Raw genomic sequence first — 21990 nt, 5'->3', positions numbered from 1 at the left:
ACCGCGCAAAAGCATCGCGGGCAGGATGCAGCTCGACACGGTCTTCTATTGGACCCCCAAGCCACGCAGTTCGACGCCATCGCCGTCCACCCGCAACACCGAACCGTGTTCATACCAGTCGCCCAGCACGATCCTCTCGGCTGGCTTTCCATCCAGCACGAACGCATGTACCGCTGGCCGATGCGTGTGCCCGTGGATCAAACGCGTCACCCCCAGCTTGCGCATGGTCTCGGCCACCGCATCGCCATTCACGTCCATGATGCTTTCCATCGTGCTGCCGGTATGCGCCTTGCTGTCCTCGCGTGCCTTCGCGGCAAATGCGCGACGCGCGTCCAGCGGCATCGACAGGATCTGCTTTGCCCATTCGGGCTTGCGTACCTGCTGGCGCACGGCTTGGTAGGCGGTGTCGTCCGTGCACAGCACGTCGCCGTGCATCAGCAGGGTCGGGCGCCCGTGGATGTCGTGGACGATGCCGTCCTCCAGCAAGATCATGCCGGCACGCCGGGCAAATGACTCGCCGAGCAGGAAGTCGCGATTGCCCACCATGAAGTACACCGCAACGCCGGCGTCGTGCACGGCACGGACGGCGGTAGCGATGCGCTGGGGCAGTTCGGCGTCGTCGTCGTCGCCTATCCATGCCTCGACCAGATCGCCCAGAATGTACAGCGCGTCGGCCTGGCGTACTTCGTCACTGGCCAGGTAGCTTTCGAAAAGTGCGGTGATCTGCGGTCGGCTTGGATCCAGATGCAGGTCGGAGATGAACAGCGTCGCCATGCTGCCGTCAACCTTTGCCGGCAGATTTTTTTGCAGCCTTCCTGGCCGCGGGCGCGGTCGCCGTTGACCCAGCTCTGGCCGGCGTCGGGGCGCTCGCCGCGGATGCGGGAGTCTCCTCGCCCACGACGTTGGCGTTCTCGATCAGCACCAGCGGGTTGGGCACGTCGCCGGCAAACGGGCCGAGCGCACGGGTGGGCAGTGCGGCGATCTTGTCGACTACCTCCATGCCCTTGGTCACTTTTCCGAACACGGCGTAACCCCAGGTCAGGCCGCTCTGGTTGCCGGCGTAATCCAGCCGGCGGTTGTCGACCAGGTTGAAGAAGAACTGTGCGGTACCGGAGTTCGGATCGGCGCCGCGGGCTACGGCCAGAGTGCCACGCAGGTTGGACAGGCCGTTGTCCGCCTCGCTCGCCACCGCCGGACGCGTGCGTTTGGGTTGCAGGTCGCGCGTATACAGGCCGCCCTGCACCAGGTAGCCGGGGATGGCCCGATGCAGCAGCGTGCCATCGTAGAAGCCGTCGCGCACGTATTGCAGGAAGTTGGCCACGCTCTTCGGCGCCTTGTCCGGGTACAGCTCCAGCGTGATGTCGCCTTGCGAGGTGTGCAGCAGCACCTGCGGCGGAGCTGCACTGGCCGGAGCCGGCTCGGCCGCTTGTGCCGACAACGACAGCGGCAGGATCAGGACCAGGGTGGCGAGCAGGGATTTCAACATGGGCATCATGACTGGCTGGGCGTGCGGCCATGATACGCGGCCGCGAGGGGACGGGCGTTGCCGGTTGACGCGATCAATGGTTCGAGATCTCCAGTTTCACGCCAAGCTCCGCCATCGGGGCCTGTTCCTGCTGCAGGTCGGCTTCGGTGAGCGGGTGCAGTTCGAACCACACCAGGGGCAGGGCGAGGCGCAGCGATTTGCTGCTGGCGGCGAGCCGCATCTGCGGTAGCGATTCGGCTCGACGCGGCCGCCTGAACAGCACGGCCAGCCGCAGCAGCGCGGTGGTGTAGCGCGCCAGTTGGCGATGACGCTGAGGCAGCGCCGCGAGCATCGACTTGTCCGGCTTGCGCCGGTGCATCTCGACCACCGCCGCCAGCAGCTGCTGCTCCTGCCGCGAGAAACCGGCGAGGTCGGCATGGCGCAGGATATAGGCACCATGATGGTGATGCTGGCTGTGCGCGATGGCGAGACCGATCTCGTGCACGCGCGACGCCCACGAGAGCCACTCGCGTGCATCGGCATCGAGCTTCCAGGCACGGGCGACCTGGTCAAACAGCATCAGCGCGGTCGATTCCACTCGGCGCGCCTGGGCGCGATCCACGCCGTAGCGGGTGGCCAGCGCGTCGATGCTGGCGGTGCGCGGATCGCTGCCGCCGGCGCGACCGAGCAGGTCCCATAGCAGCCCCTCGCGCATCGAGCTTTCGCAGACGCGCAAGCGCTCGATGCCGAGCGCGGTGAATGCCGCCTCCATGATCACCACGCCGCCAGCGAGCACCGGCGCGCGATCCTCCACCAGACCGGGCAGCTTCAGCGTACTGATCTGGCCATGTTCTATCAGTACCTCACGCAGCGAGGCGAGCGACGCAGGCGTAATGCCATCATCGGAAAACTTCATCGCCTGTACCACCGAGCCGATCGACTTGGCGGTGCCCGACGAACCGTAGGCGTCTTGCCAGCCCGATTCGCGGAAGTCCTCGGCAAACTGCTGCAGCAATACGCCGATCTCGCTATGTGCGCGCTGCCAGCGCTTGCGGGTAAGCTTGCCGCCGGGAAAGAAGCGCAAGGTCGAGGCGATGCAGCCGGCCTGCACGCTTTCGGTGTGCAGCGGAGCCAGGCCGCGACCAATGACGAACTCGGTACTGCCGCCGCCGACGTCGATCACCAGTCGCGGTTCGCGCGAGGCGGGCAGGTCATGCGCGGCGCCGAGGAAAATCAGGCGACCTTCCTCACGACCGGACACCACCTCGATCGGATGACCAAGCGCCGCCTCGGCGGCGGTCAGAAAGGCCTGCGGCGAGGCCAGCCGGCGTACCGTATTGGTGGCCACCGCGCGGACCCGGATGGATGGCAGGCCAGCGATACGCTGTCCGAACTGGGCCAGGCAATTCATCGCGCGGGCGCGCCGCCCTGCATCCAGCGTGCCGTCGGCGCGCAGGCCGGCGGCCAGGCGCACGGTGTCGCGCAGCCGGTCGATCACGCGCGGCTCGCCATGTTCCATGCGCGCCACCACCATGTGGAAACTGTTCGAGCCCATGTCCACGGCGGCGATCAGCTCGCCATCGCGAATCGGTGTCTGTTCGGCTGGACTCACGCCAGGATTCCCGCGATGGTGAAGCGCGGATTCTCGCACGTGCGCGTGAGGCTGAGGCGAAGCCGACTCACTGGCAGAACCTGTCGAGCAGGCCTTGCTGCGCGCTGTACGGTGGATTCTCGCCGGGTTCGGCATGCACGTAGCGGCCATCGGTGCCGAGCAGCCATGCCTGGGTATTGTCGGCGAGTCCGTTGGCCAGGGTTTCCTCGAATACCCGCGCAGCCAGTTCGGGGTCGAGGATCGGGAAGGCCACCTCGATCCGCCGCATCAGGTTGCGCTCCATCCAGTCGGCGCTGGCGCAATACAGCTCGGGTTCGCCGTCGTTGGCGAACCAGTACACGCGGCTGTGTTCAAGGAAACGCCCGATGATCGAGCGCACGCGAATGCGTTCGGAAATGCCCGGGAGGCCGGGACGCAGGGTGCAGGCGCCGCGGATGATCAGGTCGATCTCCACGCCGGCCTGCGAGGCGCGATAGAGCGCCTCGATCACGTGCGCTTCGTTCAGCGCGTTGAGTTTGGCGACGATGCGAGCGGGGCGGCCGGCGCGTGCGTGCGTGGTCTCGCGCTCGATCCTGGCCAGCACGCTGGGATACAGCGTGAACGGGGAATGCAGCAGTCGCTTCAACTCGATCATCGGACCGAGGCCGGACAACTGCTGGAAGACCTTGTGCAGATCCTCGCCGATCTCGGGGTTCGCCGTCATCAGGCCGATGTCGGTATACATGCGACTGTTGGCCTGGTGGTAGTTGCCGGTGGACAGGTGCACGTAGCGGCGCAGCGTGTCGCCTTCGCGGCGCACGATCAGCATCATCTTGGCGTGGGTCTTGTAGCCGACCACGCCGTAGACGACCTGCACGCCGGCCTCCTGCAGGCGCGTGGCCAGGCGGATGTTGGCCTCCTCGTCGAAGCGCGCGCGCAGCTCGATCACCACCGTGACGTCCTTGCCGTTGCGCGCCGCCTCCACCAGCAGGTCGACCAGCGGAGTGTCTTCGCCAGCGCGGTAAAGCGTCTGCTTGATCGCCAGCACCTGCGGGTCGGCAGTGGCCTGGCGCAACAGGTCGATCACCGCGGCAAAGCTCTGATACGGATGGTGCAGCAAAACATCGCGCTGGCCGATCAGGTCGAACTTGTTGCGCGCGCTTTCCAGCGCCGGCGGCAACTGCGAATTGAAGCGGGGAAATTTCAGCTCGGGCCGATCCAGCCAGTCATAGATCAGCCCTGCGCGAATGATGTTGACCGGGCCATCGCAGCGGTAGACATCGGCCTCCTCCAGCTCGAAGTTCTCGATCAGCATCGCGGTGATCGCCTTCGGGCAATCGTTGGCGATCTCCAAGCGGACGGGGCGCGCATAGCCGCGCCCGACCAGCTCCTCGCTGAGCGCCAGCGCGAGGTTTTCCACCTCGGCTTCCTCGACGATCAGCTCGCTGTTGCGGGTGACCCGGAACTGGTAGGAACCGACCACCTTGAGGCCGGGAAACATCAGGTCGACGAACGCCTGCAGCAATTCGGCCAGGAACACGAAATGTTCGCCCGGGCCACTGACCTCGGCCGGCACGCGGATGATCCGCGGCAGCGAGCGCGGCGCGCGCACCAGCGCCATGTGACCTTCGTGGCCGAACGCATCGCGGCCCTTCAGGACCACCGCGATGTTCAGCGTCTTGTTGAGAATGCGCGGGAACGGATGGGCCGGATCCAGCCCCAGCGGCGACAGTACCGGCAGCACCTCGTGCTCGAAGTAACCCTGCAGCCAGCGCCGCTGGCGCGGATTCCAGTGCTTGCGGGTCAGGATGTGGATCCGCTCGGCGTCCAGCTGCGGGCTGATCTGCTCCTGCCAGGCGGCGTACTGCTCGGCGACGAGATCCAGTACGCGGCTGCGGATTCGCGCCAGCAGCTCGCCGGAGGGGATGCCGTCCGGGCCCGGTGCGGCCGAGCCGTAGGCGTGATGATGCTTGAGCATGGCCACGCGGACCTCGAAGAACTCGTCGAGGTTGTTGGCGACGATGCTCAGGTAGCGCAATCGCTCCAGCAGCGGCACGGCGGCGTCACGGGCCATCGCCAGCACGCGGAAATTGAACTCCAGTGCGGCCAGTTCACGGCTGAGGTACAGGCCGGGGGCGGCCAGGTCGGGTTCGCTGGGCGAGACGGGGGCTGGATGATGCATGGTTCATTCTGGCCCAAGGCGCAGGCCAATGAAACGCCGTCAGCCGACTCATTCGTCGTCGTTGCCGCCGGGCGTCAGCAAACGTGCTCGACCGAAATGGCAGGAAAATACCGATCCGACGCCTGGCCTGCTATCGATCTGCAACTGCGCCTGATGCAGGTTCAGCACATGCTTGACGATCGACAAGCCGAGCCCGGTGCCGCCGCTATCGCGCGAGCGGCTGGAGGAAACCCGATAGAAACGCTCGGTGAGTCGAGCCAGGTGCGTGGCCGCAATGCCGAAGCCGGTGTCGCTGACCGAGTATACCGCGCCGTCAGGCACGCGCTCCCAGCGGATCGTGATGCTGCCGCCGGTCGGCGTGTAGCGCACCGCGTTGCTGACCAGGTTGGAAAGCGCACTGTGCAGATCCTTGGGCGAGCCGAGCAGATCCGCTGCGGCGGTGGATTCAAGCACGATCCGATGGCGGCCCTGGCTGAGGGCTTCGGCTTCCTTGCGCATGGTCGCCAGCAACGGTGCCATCGGCACCCGCTCATCGACGATCCGGTGCTGCGTTTCCAGTCGGGACAGGGTGAGCAGATCCTCGACGATCTGGCCCATCCGTTTCGATTGCGTGCGCATCTCGCCCAGCACCGCTGCCAATTCGGGCATGTCGTCCGGGTCGAGCAGTTCGAGGTAGCCGTGGATCACCGTCAAGGGCGTGCGCAACTCGTGCGACACGTTTGCCACGAAGTCGCGGCGCACTTGTTCGAGCCGGTTCAGATGGCTGATGTCGTGCGCCAGCAGCAGCTGCTCCTGATCGCCGAACGGCAGCAGGCTGACATTGAGCTGACTGTCCGCCCGTCCGGGGGCGGTGGCGTCGGCGAGTGGCTCGTGTGCCCCGTCATGCAACCAGGCGGCCAGTTCCGAGCCGGCCAGCCGCTGCTGCAGCGGCGCGCCGCGATCATCCGGGCGGCGCAACCCGAGCAAATTCTCGGCAGCGCGGTTGAACCAGCGGATCTGCTGCTGCCGATCGAGCAGCACCACCGCGTCCGGCAGTTGGCTCGCAGCATTGCGGAGGTCACGCAGGGAGGAGGCAAGGCGTCGGGAACGCTTCATGAAACGGTCATGCTGAAGAGGGTTGGCGGCACCGGGTCCGGCCATCATGAGCGGCATTCGATGACCGATCCGGGTCAGCAGCAAGACGACTTCCGCCACGGCGACCAGCGCCACGCCGACGGCGACATGGCCATCGGCCAGCCAGCCCAGCAGCGCGCCGGCAAGCAGGGCGGCGGCAAGAACGGCAGGCCATCTCCAGAAGGATATTGCGGGTCGGGTCATTCAGGGCGACGCGGGATGGGCCGGGGCAGACGCAGCATCGGCAAAAGTCGCGGCTATCGCAAGCGCGGCACTCAGACGCTGGTCGAGAAGCGGTAGCCGGTACCGCGCACGGTCTGCACCAGATCGTCCAGCTTCCACGGCTCCAGCGTCTTGCGCAGGCGGCGGATGTGCACGTCGACGGTGCGCTCTTCCACGTACACGCTGCCGCCCCACACATGATCGAGCAACTGGGTGCGCGAGTAGACCCGCTCGGGGTGGGTCATGAAGAAATACAGCAGTCGGTATTCGGTGGGCCCGATCGGCACCGGTTCGTCACCAGCAAATACCCGGTGCGCGGGACCGTCGATGCGCAGCTTGCCCACTTCCACCATGCCGGAGCCGTCGTCGCCCTGGCTGCGCCGGAGCACGGCCTTGATCCGTGCGATCAGCTCGCGGGTGGAGAACGGTTTCACCACGTAGTCGTCGACGCCGGCCTCCAGTCCGTTGACGCGATCCATCTCCTCGCCGCGCGCGGTGAGCATGATGATCGGTACCTCGCGGCTGAGCTCCTCCCTGCGCAGGCGCCGCGCCAGCTCCAGCCCGCTGGTGCCCGGCAGCATCCAGTCCAGCAGGATCAGGTCGGGCACCTGTTCGGCGATGGCCAGCTGGGCTGCGCGCGCGTCCGCTGCCTGCATCGCGTCCATGCCCGCCTTGCGCAGGGCAAAGGCGATCATCTCGCGAATCGAGGTCTCGTCTTCAACGATCAGGATGCGTTTGTGCACGCCGTGGGTCTGCCGGTACTTGTGACGGAGATATTGCAGCGTATGAATGTTACGCGTCGATGACATGCGCCCGGCGCGGGCTACCGACGTGGATCGATCGCCTCGGCTGGCCCGGCGCCGATGCCGAGGCACAGCCGCCCGCTGCAACGGTCAGCCGGATGCAGCTGCTGGCGACCGTCCGGATTATCCTCGGTCTGGATCTTGCGCTTGTGCAGCTCCAGAACCAATGGCGTCAGTTCGGCAATGCGCGCCTGGATGCGTACCCGGGCGTAGTAGTCGAGGTCGTCGCGCTTGAGCAAGCGCTTGAGCTGCTCCATCGCATCGAACGGGCGGCCGGCGTAGTAGCTGGCATCGGCGAAGGCCTCGCCGGCGCGCACGCTGTCGCCGGCCTTGTCGCTGGCGCGGGCGTAGGCGCTGTAGATCTCAGGTTCGCTGGCATTGTCCAGCAGCGGCCGCAACAGGTTGGACGCCTCGCGGGCCTTGTCCTTGTCGCCGTCCGCAGTGAGCGCCTTGGCATAGGCCAGCGCGACGGCACGATTGCGTGGCGACTGCCGGTTGAGCGCGCTGTAGATCGCCAGCGCGGCCGCGCGCTGCCCGGCCTGCAGGCGTGCATCGGCCAGTGCCAGTTTCAGGATGAGATTGTCCGGCGCGGATTGCAGCAACGGTTGCAACTGATCGATGGCCTGCGCGCCGCGGCCGCTGCGGGTCAGCGCCAGCGCATAGCCGTAGCGATTTGCCGGGGTGTCGAAGCCCTGCTGGTTCTGCAGGTTGGAGCTGTAGTAGATCGCCTGTTTGGGGGCGTCGCCGGCCAGCACCCGCACGCGTTCGCGCATCAGCGAGTAGGTGTCCGTACTGTCGGCACGGTGTGCCAGAAGCAGTGTGGTGGGATCCTTCACGAAGGCGATCGGCGCGGTGCTCTGCTGCCACTGCAGCTTGCCGATGCCAGTAGCGGACGGGCGCAACTTCTGCGCGGCAACCAACGCCGCAGCGCGGGCCTTGGCATCGCTGATCCGCATGGTGGTCACCGGATGGGTCTGCAGCAACGCCGGAACGTCGATCCCGCCCGCGCCAGCGCTCAGCACGTCTTCCATGTGCTGGAAGAATGCGGCCATCGCATTCGGATCGAAGTCGGCGCTGGCCAGGGTCTGGATGCCGACACGGTCTGCCTCGATCTCGTCCTTGCGGGTGAAATTGATCGACTTCTGCGCGATCAGGCCCTGGCCTGCAGCGGCTATCGCCACCGGGGCATCGCCGCTGTGGCTGCCGGCGCCGGCGGCGATGGCGCCGAGCAGAATCAGCGCCATCAGCGGCGCATCCTTTTTCGAATCTTCGAATGCCCGCTGCAGATGATTTTGCGTGATGTGGCCGATCTCGTGGGCAATCACGCCGGCCAGCTCGCTCTCGTCGCGGGTGATCGTGAGCAAGCCGGAATTCACCGCGATGTAGCCGCCGGGTGCGGCAAACGCATTGATCTCCGGATCCCTGACGATGAAGAACGCGAAATGGTTCTTCGGCTTGTCGCAGCTGGCCACCAGCCGATAACCGAGATCGTTGATGTAATCATCCAGCAGCGGATCGTCGACCACCATGTCCAGCGCGCGCATCTGGCGCAGCATCGAGGCGCCATAGTCCTGTGCTTCCTGCGGCGAGATCAGGGCATTCGCCGAACTGCCCAGATCCGGCAGGCGTACTTCGTTCTGCGCGCCGGCAGAACAGGTCAGGGCAGTGCTGATCAGCGCTGCCAGCAAACGTGGGAAAAGGCGTCGTGATGCCATGTTCATAGGTTGGGCGACAATAGCATTCAGACCGCGCCTTGCCGCATCGGTTCACGATGCGGGCGCTTGACTGGCGGCGGGGTGGCCCCATTTGGGGGTGATCATTCTTCAGTTGCGGAGTGTTGTGATGTCAAAGATCGAGGTCTATTCCACGGCGGTGTGCCCGTACTGCGTGGCGGCCAAGAATCTGCTCAAGTCCAAGGGGCTGGAGTGGAGCGAAGTACGCGTCGATACCGACCCGGTGCAGCGCGACGCGATGCTGGCACGCAGTGGGGGACGGCGCACGGTGCCGCAGATTTTCGTCAACGACCAGCATGTGGGGGGCTACGACGACCTGGTCGCGGCCGATCGCAGCGGCCAGCTGGCGAAACTGCTGGAGTACCCCGCATGAGTGACAAGCTTGCCGAATTCACCGCGTTCCGCCAGCGCATGAACGAGCGCATTCTGGCCGAGGACAATCAGGTCGTGCGGCGCTTCTTCGCGCTGGATACGCAAACCTACAAGGCCGGCGCGCTGGATGTGAAGACCAAGGAGATGCTCGGCCTGGTCGCCTCGATGGTGTTGCGCTGCGATGACTGCATCAGCTATCACGTGGCCCAGTGCAAGGAGGCGGGCGTGCAGCGCGACGAGTTCTTCGAGGTGTTCAGCGTGGGCCTGGTGGTGGGCGGCTCGATCGTGATCCCGCATCTGCGCCGTGCGGTGGACTTCCTGGACAAACTGGAAGCCGGGGAGTCGTCGACGCCGGAATGCGCTGGCCACGCCTGAGCGCTTCTGGGCGAAGGGATCCGCGGGGAGGGTGGTTGCCGTGCGAGTTTACGCGACGCTCCGTGCGAGGATTTGCAACGGTTCACGCAGCCTGTCGGCTGCCCGGCCTGGGCTGGATGGGGGATAATGGGCGGTCTTGACGCGCACCACGCCCTGCCCGTCGCATTCAGCCCCAAGGAGTACCCCATGAGCAAAACCATCGCCGTGATCCCGGGCGACGGCATCGGCCCGGAGATCATGACCGCCACGCTGCGTGTGCTCGATGCGCTGGACTGCGGCCTGCGCTATGACTTCGTCGATGCCGGCATGGTCGCGCTGGAGAAGCACGGCGATCTGCTGCCGAAGGCCACGCTGGACAAGATCGCCGAGCACAAGGTGGCGTTGAAAGGCCCGCTGACCACGCCGATCGGCGACGGCTTCACCTCGGTCAATGTGACCTTGCGCCGCCACTTCGATTTGTATGCGAACGTGCGCCCGGCGCTGAGCTTTCCGGGTACCAAGTCGCGCTACGAGAACATCGACATCATCACCGTGCGCGAGAACACCGAGGGCGCGTACCGCTCCGAGGGCCAGACCCTGTCTGCCGACGGCGAGATCGCGGAGTCGGTTGCGCGCAATACCCGCAAGGGCAGCACGCGCATCGTGCGCTACGCGTTCGAGCTGGCGGTGAAGAAGGGCCGCAAGAAGGTCACCGCGGTGCACAAGGCGAACATCCTGAAGACCAGCTCGGGCCTGTTCCTCAACGTGGCGCGCGAGATCGCGAAGGAATACCCGCAGATCGAGTTCAGCGAGATGATCGTGGACAACGCCTGCATGCAGCTGGTGATGAAGCCCGAGCAGTTCGACGTGATCGTCACCACCAACCTGTTCGGCGACATCCTGTCCGACCTGTGCGCCGGCCTGGTCGGTGGCCTCGGCCTGGCGCCGGGCGACAACATCGGCGAGCACGCGGCGATCTTCGAGGCGGTGCACGGCTCGGCGCCGGACATCGCCGGCAAGGGCATCGCCAACCCGTGCGCGCTGCTGCTGGCGGCGGCCGACATGCTCGACTACCTGGACATGGTGGCCAAGGGCGACCGGTTGCGCCAGGCGATCCGCGACACCATGACCAACGACCGCGACAGCGTGACGCCGGACCTGGGCGGCAAGGGCAGCACCAGCAGCTTCGCCGACGCGATCGTGAAACGCCTCGCGGCCTGATCCCGGCGCGCCCGGCCATCCACATCAAGGCCGCGGTCGCTCCGCGGCTTTTTTGTTGGATCAGCGTCGGTCAAGCGGCTAGGCTTTCGGGCTGGGTCATGCGACCGCCGGAATTCGTCGATGCCATCACAGGTGATCCCCAACCAGGCGTACGCGCTCTGGGTATTCGTCTACATCGCCGCTGCCGTGCAGGCGGCGTTGCTGGCGCTGGCGCTGTGGCGGCGGCCGGTGAACACCGAGGCGAACCGGGTGCTGGCGGTGTGGGTCGCGCTGACCGGCATGGACCTGCTGGTCAAGGCGGTGTACTGGAACTCGCTGTCGCCGGAATGGTTCAGGGCGTACCGCTTCGTCGCGCTGTTTCCGTTCCTTTACGGCAGCCTGTTCTACGTCTATGTGCGTGCGCTGATCGAGAGTCGCGGCTTTCGCCTGCGCGACGGCGTGCACCTGCTCGGTTTCGGCGTGATGCTGGCGTTGAATGCGCATGTGCTGCTGATGAGCGACCAGCAGATGCAGGCGTTGTCCGCGCGCTGGGTGGCAGGCGAAAAGAGCATCGGCTCGTGGTTCGACGTTCCCTTGTTCGTCTACAGCCTCTCGTACGTGGCGGCCGCACTGATGCGCGTGCACCGCTACCGCCGCCGGTTGCGCGAGCGACGCTCGGATGCCGAGCGCATGTCGCTGCGCTGGATCGATGTGATGGCGGCTTGCCAGATCGTCATCTGGATCATCGCCACCACGCAATGGCTGGCGACGCTGCCAGGTATTGACTACCGCCTGCTGTTCGGCGCAGTCGCCGCATGGGTGTGCGTGGTCGGCTGGCTCAGCCTCAACCAGCCTCCGGTGGCGGGCGAACCGGCCGCGGTTGCCGGGGAGGAGGCGTCGCCGGACACGACGGACCCCGACGACGCACGCTTCCCCGCGGTGGAGACGCGCCTGGCGCAGCTGATGGGTGGCGATGAGGCGCTCTATCGCGAACCGGCGCTCACCATCGGGCAGGTGGCCAAGCGCAGCGGCTATCCCGAATACCTGGTGTCGGCGGTGATCAACCGGCGTTTTGGCGGCACGTTCTGGGATTACATCAACCGCCTGCGGGTCGAGGCGGTACGCATGCGCCTGGCCGATCGCGACGACGCGCGCACCATTCTCGACATCGCCTACGACTGCGGCTTCACCGCCAAGTCCACCTTCAACGCCGCGTTCAAGCGGCAGGTGGGCGAGACGCCGAGCAACTATCGCAAACGCCACGGCCAGGGCCGGGCCGTCACGACGCCGGCCGGCGATGCAGCGCGGCGATGATCGCGGCGACCAAGTCTTCCGTGCCGGTGCCGTAGTCGATCGAGATGCCCATGCGCACCACCACCAGCCGTTCCGACGGCACGATCACCACGTATTGCCCCAGCGCGCCGCGCGCGTAGTACATGTCCTTCGGCAACCGCGGCATGCCCCACGGCGCATTCCATACCGGCACGCTGCCCTCGCTCACCAGGTTGGTCCAGAAGCCGGCGCCGTAACCGGTTTTCAGGGTTTGCGAATGGCTGTACGCCACCCAGCCTTCGGGCAGGAGGCGCCGTCCGTCGACCACGCCGTCGTCGAGATAGAGCTGGCCGAAGCGGGCAAAGTCGCGGGCCGAGGCGTAGACATTGCTCGACCCGACCGGCGTACCGGTGGCGTCGGTTTCGATCACCGCGCTGCGCATGCCCAGCGGCGCGAACAGTTCGCGCCGCACGAGGCGCCCGGCATCGACCGCGCTGCCGCCGGCGGCGTCGCGGATCAGCCGCGAGAGCAGCACGTAGCCGAGGTTGCTGTAGCCCCAGGCGGTGCCGGGCGGATGGGCCAGCGGCGTCCGCGCCGCATAGCCTGCCATGTCGCGTTCGAGGAACAGCATGCGGGTCATCGGGCTGAGCGCGCCGTCGGTTTCGTCGAACGGCAGGCCGCTGTCCATGCGCAGCAATTGGTCGACGGTGACGGCGTGGTGCGGGTCCGCCGGCGAGCGCCAGGCGGCGATCGGCGCCGGCTGGTCCAGCCGCAGCTTGCCTTGGCGCACGAGGATGCCGATCAGCGCGCTGACCACCGATTTCGTCAGCGAATGGGCATAGATCGGCGTGTCCGGGCCGTAGCCCGCGGCGTAGCGCTCGGCAATCAGCTTGCCGTCGTGCAGCACGACTACCGCCTTGGTCAGGCGCGGGTGGGCCGGGTCGGGTTCGGCGAAGGCCCGATCGAGTGCGCGGCGGATCGCCGGGTCGGCCGGTTCGAGCACGGCCGCCGGCCAGGGGCTGGCGATCGGCGCGGGCTCGAAGCCGGCCGGCTCGGGTACGGCGCCACCGCCGTGCACGAGCAGGCAGCCGAGTCCGTCGCGGTAGACCGCCCGCGCGGTGAAGTCGCCGAATACCGACGTGCGTACTTCGCGCCTGGCGCGATCGACCTCGTAGTGGATCGCCCAGCCGATGCTGCGCATCAGCGGCAGCTGTTCCTCCGCGAAGGTTCGCTGCGGATCGACTCGTGAAACGAACGCTGCGGCGCACAGCGAGCGGCTGACCGAGCCGGTGGCGGTGCGGAACAGATCCTTGCCGGCGGTGCCGATCCAGAGGGCGGCGGCAAGCAGGAAGACGAGCAGGGTGACGAGGGTGATTTTCAGGAGACGCAAAGCCATGGTGGTCCGCCGGGTCGGTTGTCGGGGCGGCCAGCATGGGGAACGCGGGGGTGGCGATCGTCCGATCCGGCCGGTCCGGACGTCAGTCCAGCGAACAACCGCCATCGGTGCAGCCGTTGAACTCGCGTTCGACGCGACGGCGCAATGCGGGAATTCGCAGCAACGGCAACAGTGGCCAGTAGGCCGGAATCTGCCGGCACAGCAGGGTGAACCCGGCCGCGCCGCGCAGTGTCGTGCGCTGGCGCAGATCCTGCACCACGACCTCGCCCAGGTGCAGCGGACCCACGGGCGAGACGCCCGTGGAATCCTCGAAACGACCCAGCCAGTCGAGCCGGCGATGCCACCGCGCGTAGCGTGCGCACTTCGCGCAGTCCGGATGGCGGAACAGCCTGATCGTGGCCATGGCGGCGGCTGTTCAGTGCTTGCCGGGCTTGTAGTGGCCGGGCTCCGCGCGCGAAGGGATGGCGATGCGGTTCCAGCCGTTGATCACGATCACCACCATGTTGAGGTCGATCAGCTCTTCCTCGCTGAACTGGGCGCGGGCCTCCTCGTAGACCTCGTCCGGCACGCCGTGGACCGGATCGAGCCGGGTCACCGCCTCGCACCAGGCCAGCGCGGCGCGTTCGCGCGCGTTGTAGAACGGCGCCTCGCGCCAGGCCTGCAGCACGTACAGGCGTTGTTCGGTCTCGCCGGCGGCGCGGGCGTCCTTGCTGTGCATGTCCAGGCAATAGGCACAGCCATTGAGCTGCGAGGCACGCATCTGCACCAGCTCGATCAGGCTCTGTTCGAGGCCGCAGCTCCTGATGTAGTCGCCAAGGGCGAGCAGCGGTTTCAGGGCGTCGGGCCGCTTGTAGACATTGAAGCGGGGCATGGGGGTCTCCGTGGGGTGGGCGGCCGGGATGGCCGTTCAATGCAAGGACGCAGGCGGCATCGATTTCGTGACAGCCGCCAGCCGGGCGAGCTTGCCGGGGTGGCGCAGGACGTGCATCGCGGTGATGCGCTCGCCGTCGTCGTCGATCCAGCTGGCCGAGATCAGCGTGTCGCCCTGCCAGCCGAACAGCGCCGGCATGCCGTTGAGCTGGGTGATCTCGTGGCGCACGCCGCCGTACCGCTGCTGCTGCAGCGCGATCTGCATGTACAACCGGGCCAGCCGCTCGGCGCCGTGCAACGGGTGCAGGGTGGCCCGCGCCAGGCCGCCGCCGTCGGAAACGCTCATGGCATCCTCGGCAAACAGGGCGCGCAGCGTGGGCATGTCAGGCTGCTGCAGCGCCTGCATGAAGCGTTCGAGCAGGCGCCGCTGGGTGTCGATATTCGGCATCGCCTGGCGCGGTCGATCCTCGCGCAGCCGCTGCTTCGCCCGATGCACGCGCTGGCGGCAGGCGTCCTCGCTGATCTCCAGCATCGCGGCCGTCTCGGCATGGCTGTAATCGAATATCTCGCGCAGCAGGAAGGCGGCGCGTTCCTCCGCGCTCAGCCGCTCCAGCAACAGCAGGAAGGTGAGGGTGAGGCTTTCGGCGCGTTCCAGTTGCGCCTCGGGCTGCTCGGATTCGGCGGCCAGCGGCTCGGGCAGCCACGGGCCGGGATAGTGCGCGCGTTCGGTCTTGGCCCGGCGCAGGCGATCGAGCGCGATGCGCGTGGTCACGGTGACCAGCCAGGCTTCCGGGTCGTCCAGCGCATCGGCATCCTGCGCGTGCCAGCGCAGCCAGGCGTCGTGCAAGATATCCTCGGCGTCGCTCGGCGTGCCGAGCATGCGATAGGCCAGCCCGAACAGACGCGGGCGGTGCTGCTGGAACAGGGTGGTTTGGGGATCCATGGCGCTCTCCGGCGAGGTGCGCATCAAGGAGGCACGCGGATCACGTCATGTGACCGCTCAGCGGAAGATCGGCCAGGGCGCAAGGAAGATCAGCCAGATCAGCAGCAGGATGCCGACGTACTTGAGCGCTTTGTACAATTTCTTGTAGCGGCGCTTGAACGCCGCCTTGAACTGATGACCGGCGCCCTTGCGGCGCTGGCTGAGCGCGAACAGCCGGTTCACGAAGCCGGTCGTCTCGGCTTCGCCATCGGTGTTGGGCGAGGCGGTGATCCTGCCCATGAACGCGCCCACGCGGTGGTTGATCGCGTTCATCCAGCGCGTGCGCAGGGGACGCTCCACGTCGGCAAACAGGATCACCCGGGTCTGCGCGCTGGTGTTCTCGGCCCAGTGCACGTAGGTCTCATCGAACACCACGTCCTTGCCGTCGCCCCAGGCATGTTCCTCGCCGTCGACGAAGATCCGGCAGTTGCGCGAGTTCGGCGTGATCAGGCCCAGGTGGTAGCGCAGTGAGCCGGCGAACGGGTCGCGGTGGGGATTGAGTTTGCTCCCCGGCGGCAGCAGCGCGAACATCGCTGCCTTCACGCTGGGAATCGCCTTCAGCAGGGCCACCGTCTGCGGGCACAACGCCTCGGCCGAGGCCAACGGTTCGCCGTACCATTTCAGATAGAAACGCTTCCAGCCCTGCTTGAAGAAGCTGTTGAAGCTGGCGTCGTTGTTCTTCGCGGCGGCGCGGATATAGCCCTCGTCGAACAAATGCGTCGCCTCGTCGCGGATCGCCTGCCAGTTCGCCTGCAGCAGATCCAGCTGCGGAAAGCCGCGTCGATCGAGGATGGGCTTGGCCGGCACCGCCGAGAACGCGTACATCAGCAGGTTGTACGGCGCGAAGATCGCCGAATGGTCGACGAGCTGGCGATCGAAGCGCAAGCGTACCCGGCCACGCAGGTGCACCAGCAGCACGCACAACACGAAGAACGCGAGCAAGGCGAGCAGGATCAGGCGTGGAGTGAGGATCATGGAGGTGATGGCGGCCGTGGCAAAGCAGTCAGGGCCTCCATTCTACTCGCTTGCCGGGAATGCCTTCGGCACGGACGCAGTCGCTGCGACGTCGTCGCGGAACCTGGTGGCCGCCAACCCGGGGCAGGGCAACGGGAAGACGTCACTACCGCGCAGGTGGAAGTCCGGGGGTCGGTCAGTTTCCGGAGGCCGGAAGCAAGGTGGACCCCTCCTGCGCGCAAGTGACGACGCGGTGCTTTCGCGTATGCGACTCCCCCTACAGCGCTTCCGCCGCGAAATCCGCCAGCCGCGAGCGCTCGCCCCGGCGCAGCGTGATATGCGCCGAATGTTCCCAGTTCTTGAAACGATCGACCGCGTAGGTGAGGCCGGACGTGGTTTCGGTGAGGTAGGGCGTGTCGATCTGCTCGACATTGCCGAGGCAGACTATCTTGGTGCCCGGGCCGGCGCGGGTGATCAGGGTCTTCATCTGTTTCGGGGTGAGGTTCTGTGCCTCGTCGATGATCAGGTAGCGCGACAGAAAGGTGCGTCCGCGCATGAAGTTGAGCGAGCGGATCTTGATGCGCGAGGCGAGCAGGTCGTTGGTGGCCTGGCGCCCCCAGCTGCCGCCATCCTCGGGGTTGGCGAGCACCTCGAGGTTGTCGGTCAGCGCGCCCATCCATGGCGTCATCTTCTCTTCCTCGGTGCCGGGCAGGAAGCCGATGTCTTCGCCGACCGAGACGGTGGCGCGGGTCATGATGATTTCCCGGTAGCGCTGCTGGTCCATCACCTGCGCCAGGCCGGCGGCCAATGCCAGCAGGGTCTTGCCGGTGCCGGCGTTGCCGAGCAGGGTGACGAAATCGATGTCCGGATCCATCAACGCGTTGAGCGCGAAGTTCTGCTCGCGGTTGCGCGCGCCGATGCCCCATACGTGGTGATTGGCGTGCGAGTGGTCGTCCAGCAGCACCAAGGTGGCGCTGGCGTCATCCAGATGCAGCACGCGCAGCTCGACCGCGTTTTCGCCGGGCAGGTACAAGCACTGGTTGGGATGCCAGTCGTCCTGCTCGCGCCGGTTCACTTCGTAGAACGTGCGGCCGCGCTCGGTCCACGAACGCACTTCGGGGTGCTGCTCCCAGAAGTCTTCCGGCAGCTCGGCGGAGCCGGTGTACAGCAGGGAGAAATCGTCGAGCGCGCGGTCGTTCTCGTAGTCCTCGGCGACAATGCCGTTGATGCTCGCCTTGATCCGCAGATTGATGTCCTTGGTGACAAGGATCACGGCGCGTTCGGGATTCTGGTCGCGCAGCTCGATCACCGCCGACAGGATCTGGTTGTCCGCCTTGGCGTGGCCGTTGCTGCTGGTGCGATGCTGGAAATACAAGCGCCCGACGGAGCCGCCACGCTTGAGCTTGATGCCTTGCGGGTTGCTCAGCTCCAGTCCATCGCCCAGGGCATGCTGCTTGCCCAGTTCGACCAGTTCGTTGAGAAAACGACTGACCTGGCGGGCGTTGCGCGAGACTTCCGAGGCGCCCTTCTTTTTTTCGTCCAGTTCCTCCAGCACGGTCATCGGGATGAAGACGTCGTGTTCCTCGAAGCGGAACAGCGAGGTCGGGTCATGCAGCAGGACGTTGGTGTCGAGAGCGTAGATGCGCTTGCTTCCGGTCATGCGGAAGTGTCCTCGCTGGTGGGTGGTTGGAAGAATCGCGGCGCAAGGTTGGCCCCGCACGGAAGTGCACCGTGCGCCGTGCGGATGAATGGCGAGAGCGGAGCGGCTGTCACCGGGCGGGGATGGCGTCGAGCACGGTCTGGGCGTGGCCCGGCACCTTCACGCCGCGCCATTCGCGGACGAGCTTGCCATCGGGGTCGATCAGGAAGGTGCTGCGCACGATACCCATGTGGCGCTTTCCGTAAAGCACTTTTTCGTGGATCACGTCGAATGCCCGGCACCAGTTTTCGTCGGCATCGGAAACCAGCGGGAACGGCAGACCCTGCGTCGCGGCGAAGCCGGCGTGCGATTTCTGCGAATCCCGCGATACGCCGATGACCTGTGCATGGCGATCTCGAAAGGACGGGTAGAGATCGCGGAAGTCCTTCGCCTCGGTGGTGCACCCGGGCGTGCTGTCCTTGGGATAGAAATACACCACGACCCATTGACCCTTGAGGCTGGCGAGGCTCAATTCGTGGCCATCGCCGGTGGCGCCTTTCAACGGGGGTGGTTTCTTGCCGATTTCAGGCATGACGGGTCCTGCGCGGCGAACGACCGCGGCGATCGAGGTTTGGAAAAGGGTGCCAGGAGGGAGACGTGAAAGAGACTCGCCGTACTGAAAGCAGGCACGGCACCAGATACGCCCGGGACGATCGGCATGAATCGACACGCTGGCTGCAATGCAATGTTCCTCCGGCAGGTCACGGGCACAGACTAGCGCGTGCGTGGCGGCGGATGACAGCCCTTGTCACGCGGTCGTTATCGCGCGATGCTCAAGGGCCAGTCGGGGCTCTCAGAATTTGACCGGATCCATGATCGCGTCGAGATTCAGCCCGTCACACAGCTCGAGAAAATCATCGCGCAACGCGGCAATGTGGATCTCTGCCGGGATGCCGATGGTGAACTGGGCCTGGAACATCTCCGCGCCTGTCTGCATCGCCTGGTAACGCGTCGAGTTCAGCTGCTCCACGCTGATGCCGTGCTGGCTGAAGAACTCCACGATCCGCACCACGATCCCCGGCCGATCCGCCGCCACCACTTCCACCAGATACGGCAGCAGGTGCGAGCTGTTCTCGCGCGGGCCGGTGCGGTAATGCACCAGCCGCAGGCTCTCGTCGCGGGCCAGTTTGGTCAGTGCGGTTTCGAGCTTGGCCAGCGCATCCCACGCGCCGCTAGCCAGCAGCATCAGCGAAATTTCCGTGCCGATCGTCGAAACGCGCGACTCGGAAAGATTGCAGCCGGCATCGGCGATGCGCTTGGCCAACGCCAGCAACGGCGACTTGATCGCCGGCGTGAGTGCCTGGATCAGCAACTGGTTGTCGTTGCCCGCACGCGCTGCCGTGGGAGAAGAGGCGGAAGAAGGTTTCAAAAGAGCCTGCCTGTGGCGTTGTCCCGCGCGTTGCGGAGATGTCGAGATTACTCCGTCCGAGCTTACTTGCCCGGCTCGCGAGCCGGCAAGTAACATGCAGGGGTTGATCTGGAGCGGAATCAAGACGTGGACATTCGCGGAAGCATCTGCGCGCTGGTGACACCGTTCGCGGCCGACGGGTCGCTCGACCTCGCGGCATTCGGTCGGCTGCTCGATCATCAGCTCGACGGTGGAACGCAGGCGCTGGTGGTGGCCGGTTCCACCGGCGAAGCGCACATGCTTGAATCCGAAGAGTTCGACCGGTTGCTTGCTTTCGCGGTCGAGCGCGTAGCCGGTCGCGTGCCGGTGATCGCCGGCACCGGCGAAGCGGGCACGTCAAAGACGGTCGCGACCACCCGCCGTGCGCACGCGCTGGGCGCTGACGCCGCGCTGGTGGTGGTGCCTTACTACGTGCGTCCGACCCAGGAAGGTCTGTACCGGCATTATCTCGAAGTAGCCGAACACGGCGGTCTGCCCTTGTTGCTCTACAACGTACCGAGCCGCACCGGTTGCGATCTGTTGCCGCAGACGGTGGCCCGTTTGCGTGGGCATCCGGGCATCCTGGGCATCAAGGAAGCGCGCAGCGACCGCGAGCGGATTTCCGCGCTGGCGGAACTTGTGCTTCCCGATTTCGTCTATCTGTCCGGCGACGACGCCAGTGCAGGCGAGGCGATGCTGGCCGGTGCTGCGGGCACCGTCTCGGTGGTGGCCAACCTGGTGCCGCGGGCGTTTCGTGCGTTGTGCGACGCGGCCATCGGTGGCGATCAGGAGGCTGCCGGGCGCTGTCATGCCGTGCTCGAGCCGTTGGTGCAGGCGCTCAATTGCGCGCCGAATCCGATCGCAGTCAAGGCCGGACTGCCTCCGTTGGGGCTGGGTCTGGCGTTGCCAAGGTTGCCGCTGGTGGAATTGAACGACGGTCCGGATCGCGCCCGATTGCACCAAGCGCTGTCCAGTCTGGCATCCTTGGCAACTGTTGCCGGTTGACGGTTGCCGACTTACTCACGGAATCTGATTACATGAAAAAATCCTCGCTCCTCGTGGCCTTGCCGGCTGTGGCTCTCAGTGGCCTGCTGCTAGCCGGCTGCGGCATGTTCCGCTCGCACAAGGCGTGGGACACTGCCCAGCAGGAATCGCCGCTGGAGATCCCTCCGGGTCTCGATCGCCCGTCGACCAGCGAGGCCTTGATGATTCCTCCGCCCGGTGCGAACCAGCCGACCGCCAACGGTGCGACAGCCAGCGTCGGCACCGCCGGCGGCCAGATCGCCGACGGTTTCGTCATCACCGACAGTGTCGGCAATGCCTACCAGCGAGTCGGCCAGGTGCTGGAAAGCGGCAGCCTGGGGCAGCTGGTCGGACATGACGATGCTACGCACAGTTACACGCTGAATGTTTCCGCCGCTGCCGTTCAGCAAAAGAAGAAAGGCTTCTTCGGCCGCATGTTCGGCCGTCACAAGGACGATGCCGCCACTGCGCCGGGCGCTGGCTCGCATCAGGTGCAGATAAGCATCAACAGCAGCGGCACGAGTGCCAGCGAAGTGCGTGCCGAAGGCAACGCCGCGGCGGTGGCCAAGGTGATCGATACGTTGAAGTCGCGTCTGGGCGGCTGATCCTGCTGCCATGTGGCCACAAAAAAGCCGCCCCTGAGGCGGCTTTTTTGTGATGACCATGGAGCTCAGCGCTGCAGCAGCCGGAGCTTGTCCGGCTTGCCTTCCCATTCCTTGGCGTCCGGGGGGCTGTCCTTGCGCTCGGTGATCACCGGCCAGCCCTTGGCCAGTTCGGCATTGAGCGCCACGAAGGCTTCCTGGCCGGCCGGCACGTCGTCTTCCGGATAGATGGCGTTGATCGGACACTCCGGCTCGCAAAGGGTGCAGTCGATGCACTCGTCCGGATCGATCGCGAGGAAATTGGGGCCTTCATGGAATGCGTCGACGGGGCAGACTTCGACGCAATCGGTGTATTTGCATTTGATGCAGTTGTCGATGACGACGAAAGTCATGGGCGGTCTTCGGTGGTTTTTTATGAAGAGTGCGGCCGTGGACGGCCGCTTCTGGTCTTCACTCGCTGGCGAGGACTGCAAGTCGCCACCTGTCGTGCCGACCGTCGCGATAGAGGACGGTCGCACAAACTAACCAAATGGTGCTCCCTACGAGACTCGAACTCGTGTTCCCGCCTTGAGAGGGCAGTGTCCTGGGCCACTAGACGAAGGGAGCGTTATGCTGCGAGGCGCGCTAGTATAACGGAATTGTTTCGCGCGGCAATGCTCGGCATGCATGAGTCTGCGCCGTTCGAAGCATGTCGCGCAGGTGCAGGCCTCACGCCCCGCGGGACGATCCGCGATGCCGCGCGCACCGCGATATCCAGCAACCATGGGGCG

At 65.9% G+C, this 21990-nt stretch carries 23 protein-coding genes and 1 tRNA gene; 7 read left to right on the top strand and 17 right to left on the bottom strand.

What is annotated here, in order from left to right; all coding sequences use genetic code 11:
- Window positions 1-45: 45 nt before the first annotated feature.
- From lpxH to phoR, 5 genes are all read right to left on the bottom strand, one after another.
- On the bottom strand, window positions 46-774 hold the full coding sequence (gene lpxH / locus ACFPME_RS02865) for a UDP-2,3-diacylglucosamine diphosphatase (protein WP_377301820.1): 729 nt from the start codon (window positions 772-774) through the stop codon (window positions 46-48).
- A gap of 7 nt (window positions 775-781) precedes the next feature.
- Window positions 782-1486: a peptidylprolyl isomerase gene (locus ACFPME_RS02860; RefSeq protein WP_377301818.1), complete on the bottom strand. Its 705-nt coding sequence runs from the start codon at window positions 1484-1486 to the stop codon at window positions 782-784.
- 73 nt (window positions 1487-1559) lie between these two features.
- Entirely contained in the window at window positions 1560-3077 is a 1518-nt protein-coding gene (locus ACFPME_RS02855; protein WP_377301816.1) for a Ppx/GppA phosphatase family protein, read from the bottom strand.
- A gap of 67 nt (window positions 3078-3144) precedes the next feature.
- Window positions 3145-5238: a polyphosphate kinase 1 gene (ppk1, locus tag ACFPME_RS02850; protein WP_377301814.1), complete on the bottom strand. Its 2094-nt coding sequence runs from the start codon at window positions 5236-5238 to the stop codon at window positions 3145-3147.
- Window positions 5239-5286: 48 nt separating this feature from the next.
- Window positions 5287-6333 carry a phosphate regulon sensor histidine kinase PhoR gene (gene phoR / locus ACFPME_RS02845; protein ID WP_377301812.1) on the bottom strand — a complete coding sequence of 349 codons (1047 nt, stop codon included), beginning with the start codon at window positions 6331-6333 and terminating at the stop codon, window positions 5287-5289.
- 60 nt (window positions 6334-6393) lie between these two features.
- Here phoR and ACFPME_RS02840 point away from each other — a divergent pair, with 60 nt between their 5' ends.
- Window positions 6394-6651 (top strand): hypothetical protein, encoded by a 258-nt coding sequence (locus ACFPME_RS02840; RefSeq protein ID WP_377301810.1) that lies wholly within the window; start codon window positions 6394-6396, stop codon window positions 6649-6651.
- Here the strand turns inward: ACFPME_RS02840 and phoB are convergent.
- Complete coding sequence (gene phoB, locus ACFPME_RS02835) at window positions 6627-7316, bottom strand: phosphate regulon transcriptional regulator PhoB (protein ID WP_377302829.1); 690 nt, start codon at window positions 7314-7316, stop codon at window positions 6627-6629. The genes ACFPME_RS02840 and phoB overlap by 25 nt on opposite strands.
- Before the next feature lie 80 nt (window positions 7317-7396).
- Window positions 7397-9097 carry a M48 family metalloprotease gene (locus tag ACFPME_RS02830; RefSeq protein WP_377301808.1) on the bottom strand — a complete coding sequence of 567 codons (1701 nt, stop codon included), beginning with the start codon at window positions 9095-9097 and terminating at the stop codon, window positions 7397-7399.
- Window positions 9098-9218: 121 nt separating this feature from the next.
- Between ACFPME_RS02830 and grxC the strand changes: the two genes are divergently transcribed.
- The 4 genes from grxC to ACFPME_RS02810 all read left to right on the top strand — a co-directional run bounded on the left by grxC (window position 9219) and on the right by ACFPME_RS02810 (window position 12349).
- Window positions 9219-9482, top strand: a complete 264-nt coding sequence (gene grxC, locus ACFPME_RS02825) for a glutaredoxin 3 (protein ID WP_377301806.1) — start codon at window positions 9219-9221, stop codon at window positions 9480-9482.
- Complete coding sequence (locus ACFPME_RS02820) at window positions 9479-9856, top strand: carboxymuconolactone decarboxylase family protein (RefSeq protein WP_377301804.1); 378 nt, start codon at window positions 9479-9481, stop codon at window positions 9854-9856. Before grxC ends, ACFPME_RS02820 begins: the two co-directional genes overlap by 4 nt.
- Window positions 9857-10042: 186 nt before the next feature.
- The gene (locus tag ACFPME_RS02815; protein ID WP_377301802.1) at window positions 10043-11056 is read left to right on the top strand and encodes an isocitrate dehydrogenase; all 1014 of its coding nucleotides are present in this window, start codon (window positions 10043-10045) and stop codon (window positions 11054-11056) included.
- Between the two features lie 120 nt (window positions 11057-11176).
- On the top strand, window positions 11177-12349 hold the full coding sequence (locus ACFPME_RS02810; RefSeq protein ID WP_377301800.1) for a helix-turn-helix domain-containing protein: 1173 nt from the start codon (window positions 11177-11179) through the stop codon (window positions 12347-12349).
- On the opposite strand, the gene ACFPME_RS02805 is transcribed toward ACFPME_RS02810, so the two are convergent.
- The 8 genes from ACFPME_RS02805 to ACFPME_RS02770 form a co-directional block, all read right to left on the bottom strand.
- Window positions 12315-13703 carry a serine hydrolase domain-containing protein gene (locus ACFPME_RS02805; protein ID WP_377301798.1) on the bottom strand — a complete coding sequence of 463 codons (1389 nt, stop codon included), beginning with the start codon at window positions 13701-13703 and terminating at the stop codon, window positions 12315-12317. The two genes, ACFPME_RS02810 and ACFPME_RS02805, sit on opposite strands and share 35 nt — an antisense overlap.
- An 82-nt stretch (window positions 13704-13785) precedes the next feature.
- Entirely contained in the window at window positions 13786-14106 is a 321-nt protein-coding gene (locus ACFPME_RS02800; RefSeq protein WP_377301796.1) for a thiol-disulfide oxidoreductase DCC family protein, read from the bottom strand.
- Between the two features lie 12 nt (window positions 14107-14118).
- A complete protein-coding gene (locus tag ACFPME_RS02795; RefSeq protein ID WP_377301794.1) occupies window positions 14119-14574 on the bottom strand; it encodes a carboxymuconolactone decarboxylase family protein in 456 nt (151 codons plus the stop codon).
- A gap of 36 nt (window positions 14575-14610) precedes the next feature.
- Complete coding sequence (sigJ, locus tag ACFPME_RS02790; protein WP_377301792.1) at window positions 14611-15516, bottom strand: RNA polymerase sigma factor SigJ; 906 nt, start codon at window positions 15514-15516, stop codon at window positions 14611-14613.
- A 57-nt stretch (window positions 15517-15573) separates the two neighbouring features.
- Entirely contained in the window at window positions 15574-16512 is a 939-nt protein-coding gene (locus tag ACFPME_RS02785; RefSeq protein ID WP_377302827.1) for an aspartyl/asparaginyl beta-hydroxylase domain-containing protein, read from the bottom strand.
- Between the two features lie 274 nt (window positions 16513-16786).
- Window positions 16787-18169 carry a PhoH family protein gene (locus tag ACFPME_RS02780; RefSeq protein ID WP_377301789.1) on the bottom strand — a complete coding sequence of 461 codons (1383 nt, stop codon included), beginning with the start codon at window positions 18167-18169 and terminating at the stop codon, window positions 16787-16789.
- A 109-nt stretch (window positions 18170-18278) separates the two neighbouring features.
- A complete protein-coding gene (locus tag ACFPME_RS02775; protein ID WP_377302825.1) occupies window positions 18279-18740 on the bottom strand; it encodes a peroxiredoxin in 462 nt (153 codons plus the stop codon).
- Between the two features lie 261 nt (window positions 18741-19001).
- Window positions 19002-19673, bottom strand: coding sequence for a glycine cleavage system transcriptional repressor (locus tag ACFPME_RS02770; RefSeq protein WP_377302823.1), 672 nt, complete (start codon window positions 19671-19673; stop codon window positions 19002-19004).
- Window positions 19674-19703: 30 nt separating this feature from the next.
- On the opposite strand from ACFPME_RS02770, the gene dapA reads away from it, so the two are divergent.
- Both dapA and ACFPME_RS02760 read left to right on the top strand, forming a co-directional pair.
- Entirely contained in the window at window positions 19704-20600 is an 897-nt protein-coding gene (gene dapA, locus ACFPME_RS02765; protein WP_377301787.1) for a 4-hydroxy-tetrahydrodipicolinate synthase, read from the top strand.
- Between the two features lie 32 nt (window positions 20601-20632).
- Window positions 20633-21223 (top strand): hypothetical protein, encoded by a 591-nt coding sequence (locus ACFPME_RS02760; protein WP_377301785.1) that lies wholly within the window; start codon window positions 20633-20635, stop codon window positions 21221-21223.
- 65 nt (window positions 21224-21288) lie between these two features.
- Here the strand turns inward: ACFPME_RS02760 and fdxA are convergent, their stop codons facing one another.
- Together fdxA and ACFPME_RS02750 are read right to left on the bottom strand one after the other, a co-directional pair.
- Window positions 21289-21612 (bottom strand): ferredoxin FdxA, encoded by a 324-nt coding sequence (fdxA, locus tag ACFPME_RS02755; RefSeq protein ID WP_377301783.1) that lies wholly within the window; start codon window positions 21610-21612, stop codon window positions 21289-21291.
- Between the two features lie 138 nt (window positions 21613-21750).
- Window positions 21751-21826, bottom strand: a tRNA-Glu gene (locus ACFPME_RS02750).
- Between the last annotated feature and the right edge of the window lie 164 nt (window positions 21827-21990).

Origin of the sequence: Rhodanobacter umsongensis (assembly GCF_042654965.1) — a bacterium.
Lineage (GTDB): Bacteria > Pseudomonadota > Gammaproteobacteria > Xanthomonadales > Rhodanobacteraceae > Rhodanobacter > Rhodanobacter umsongensis.
Note: the sequence above shows the minus strand (reverse complement) of the source record. Positions and strands in the feature narration are given on the sequence as shown.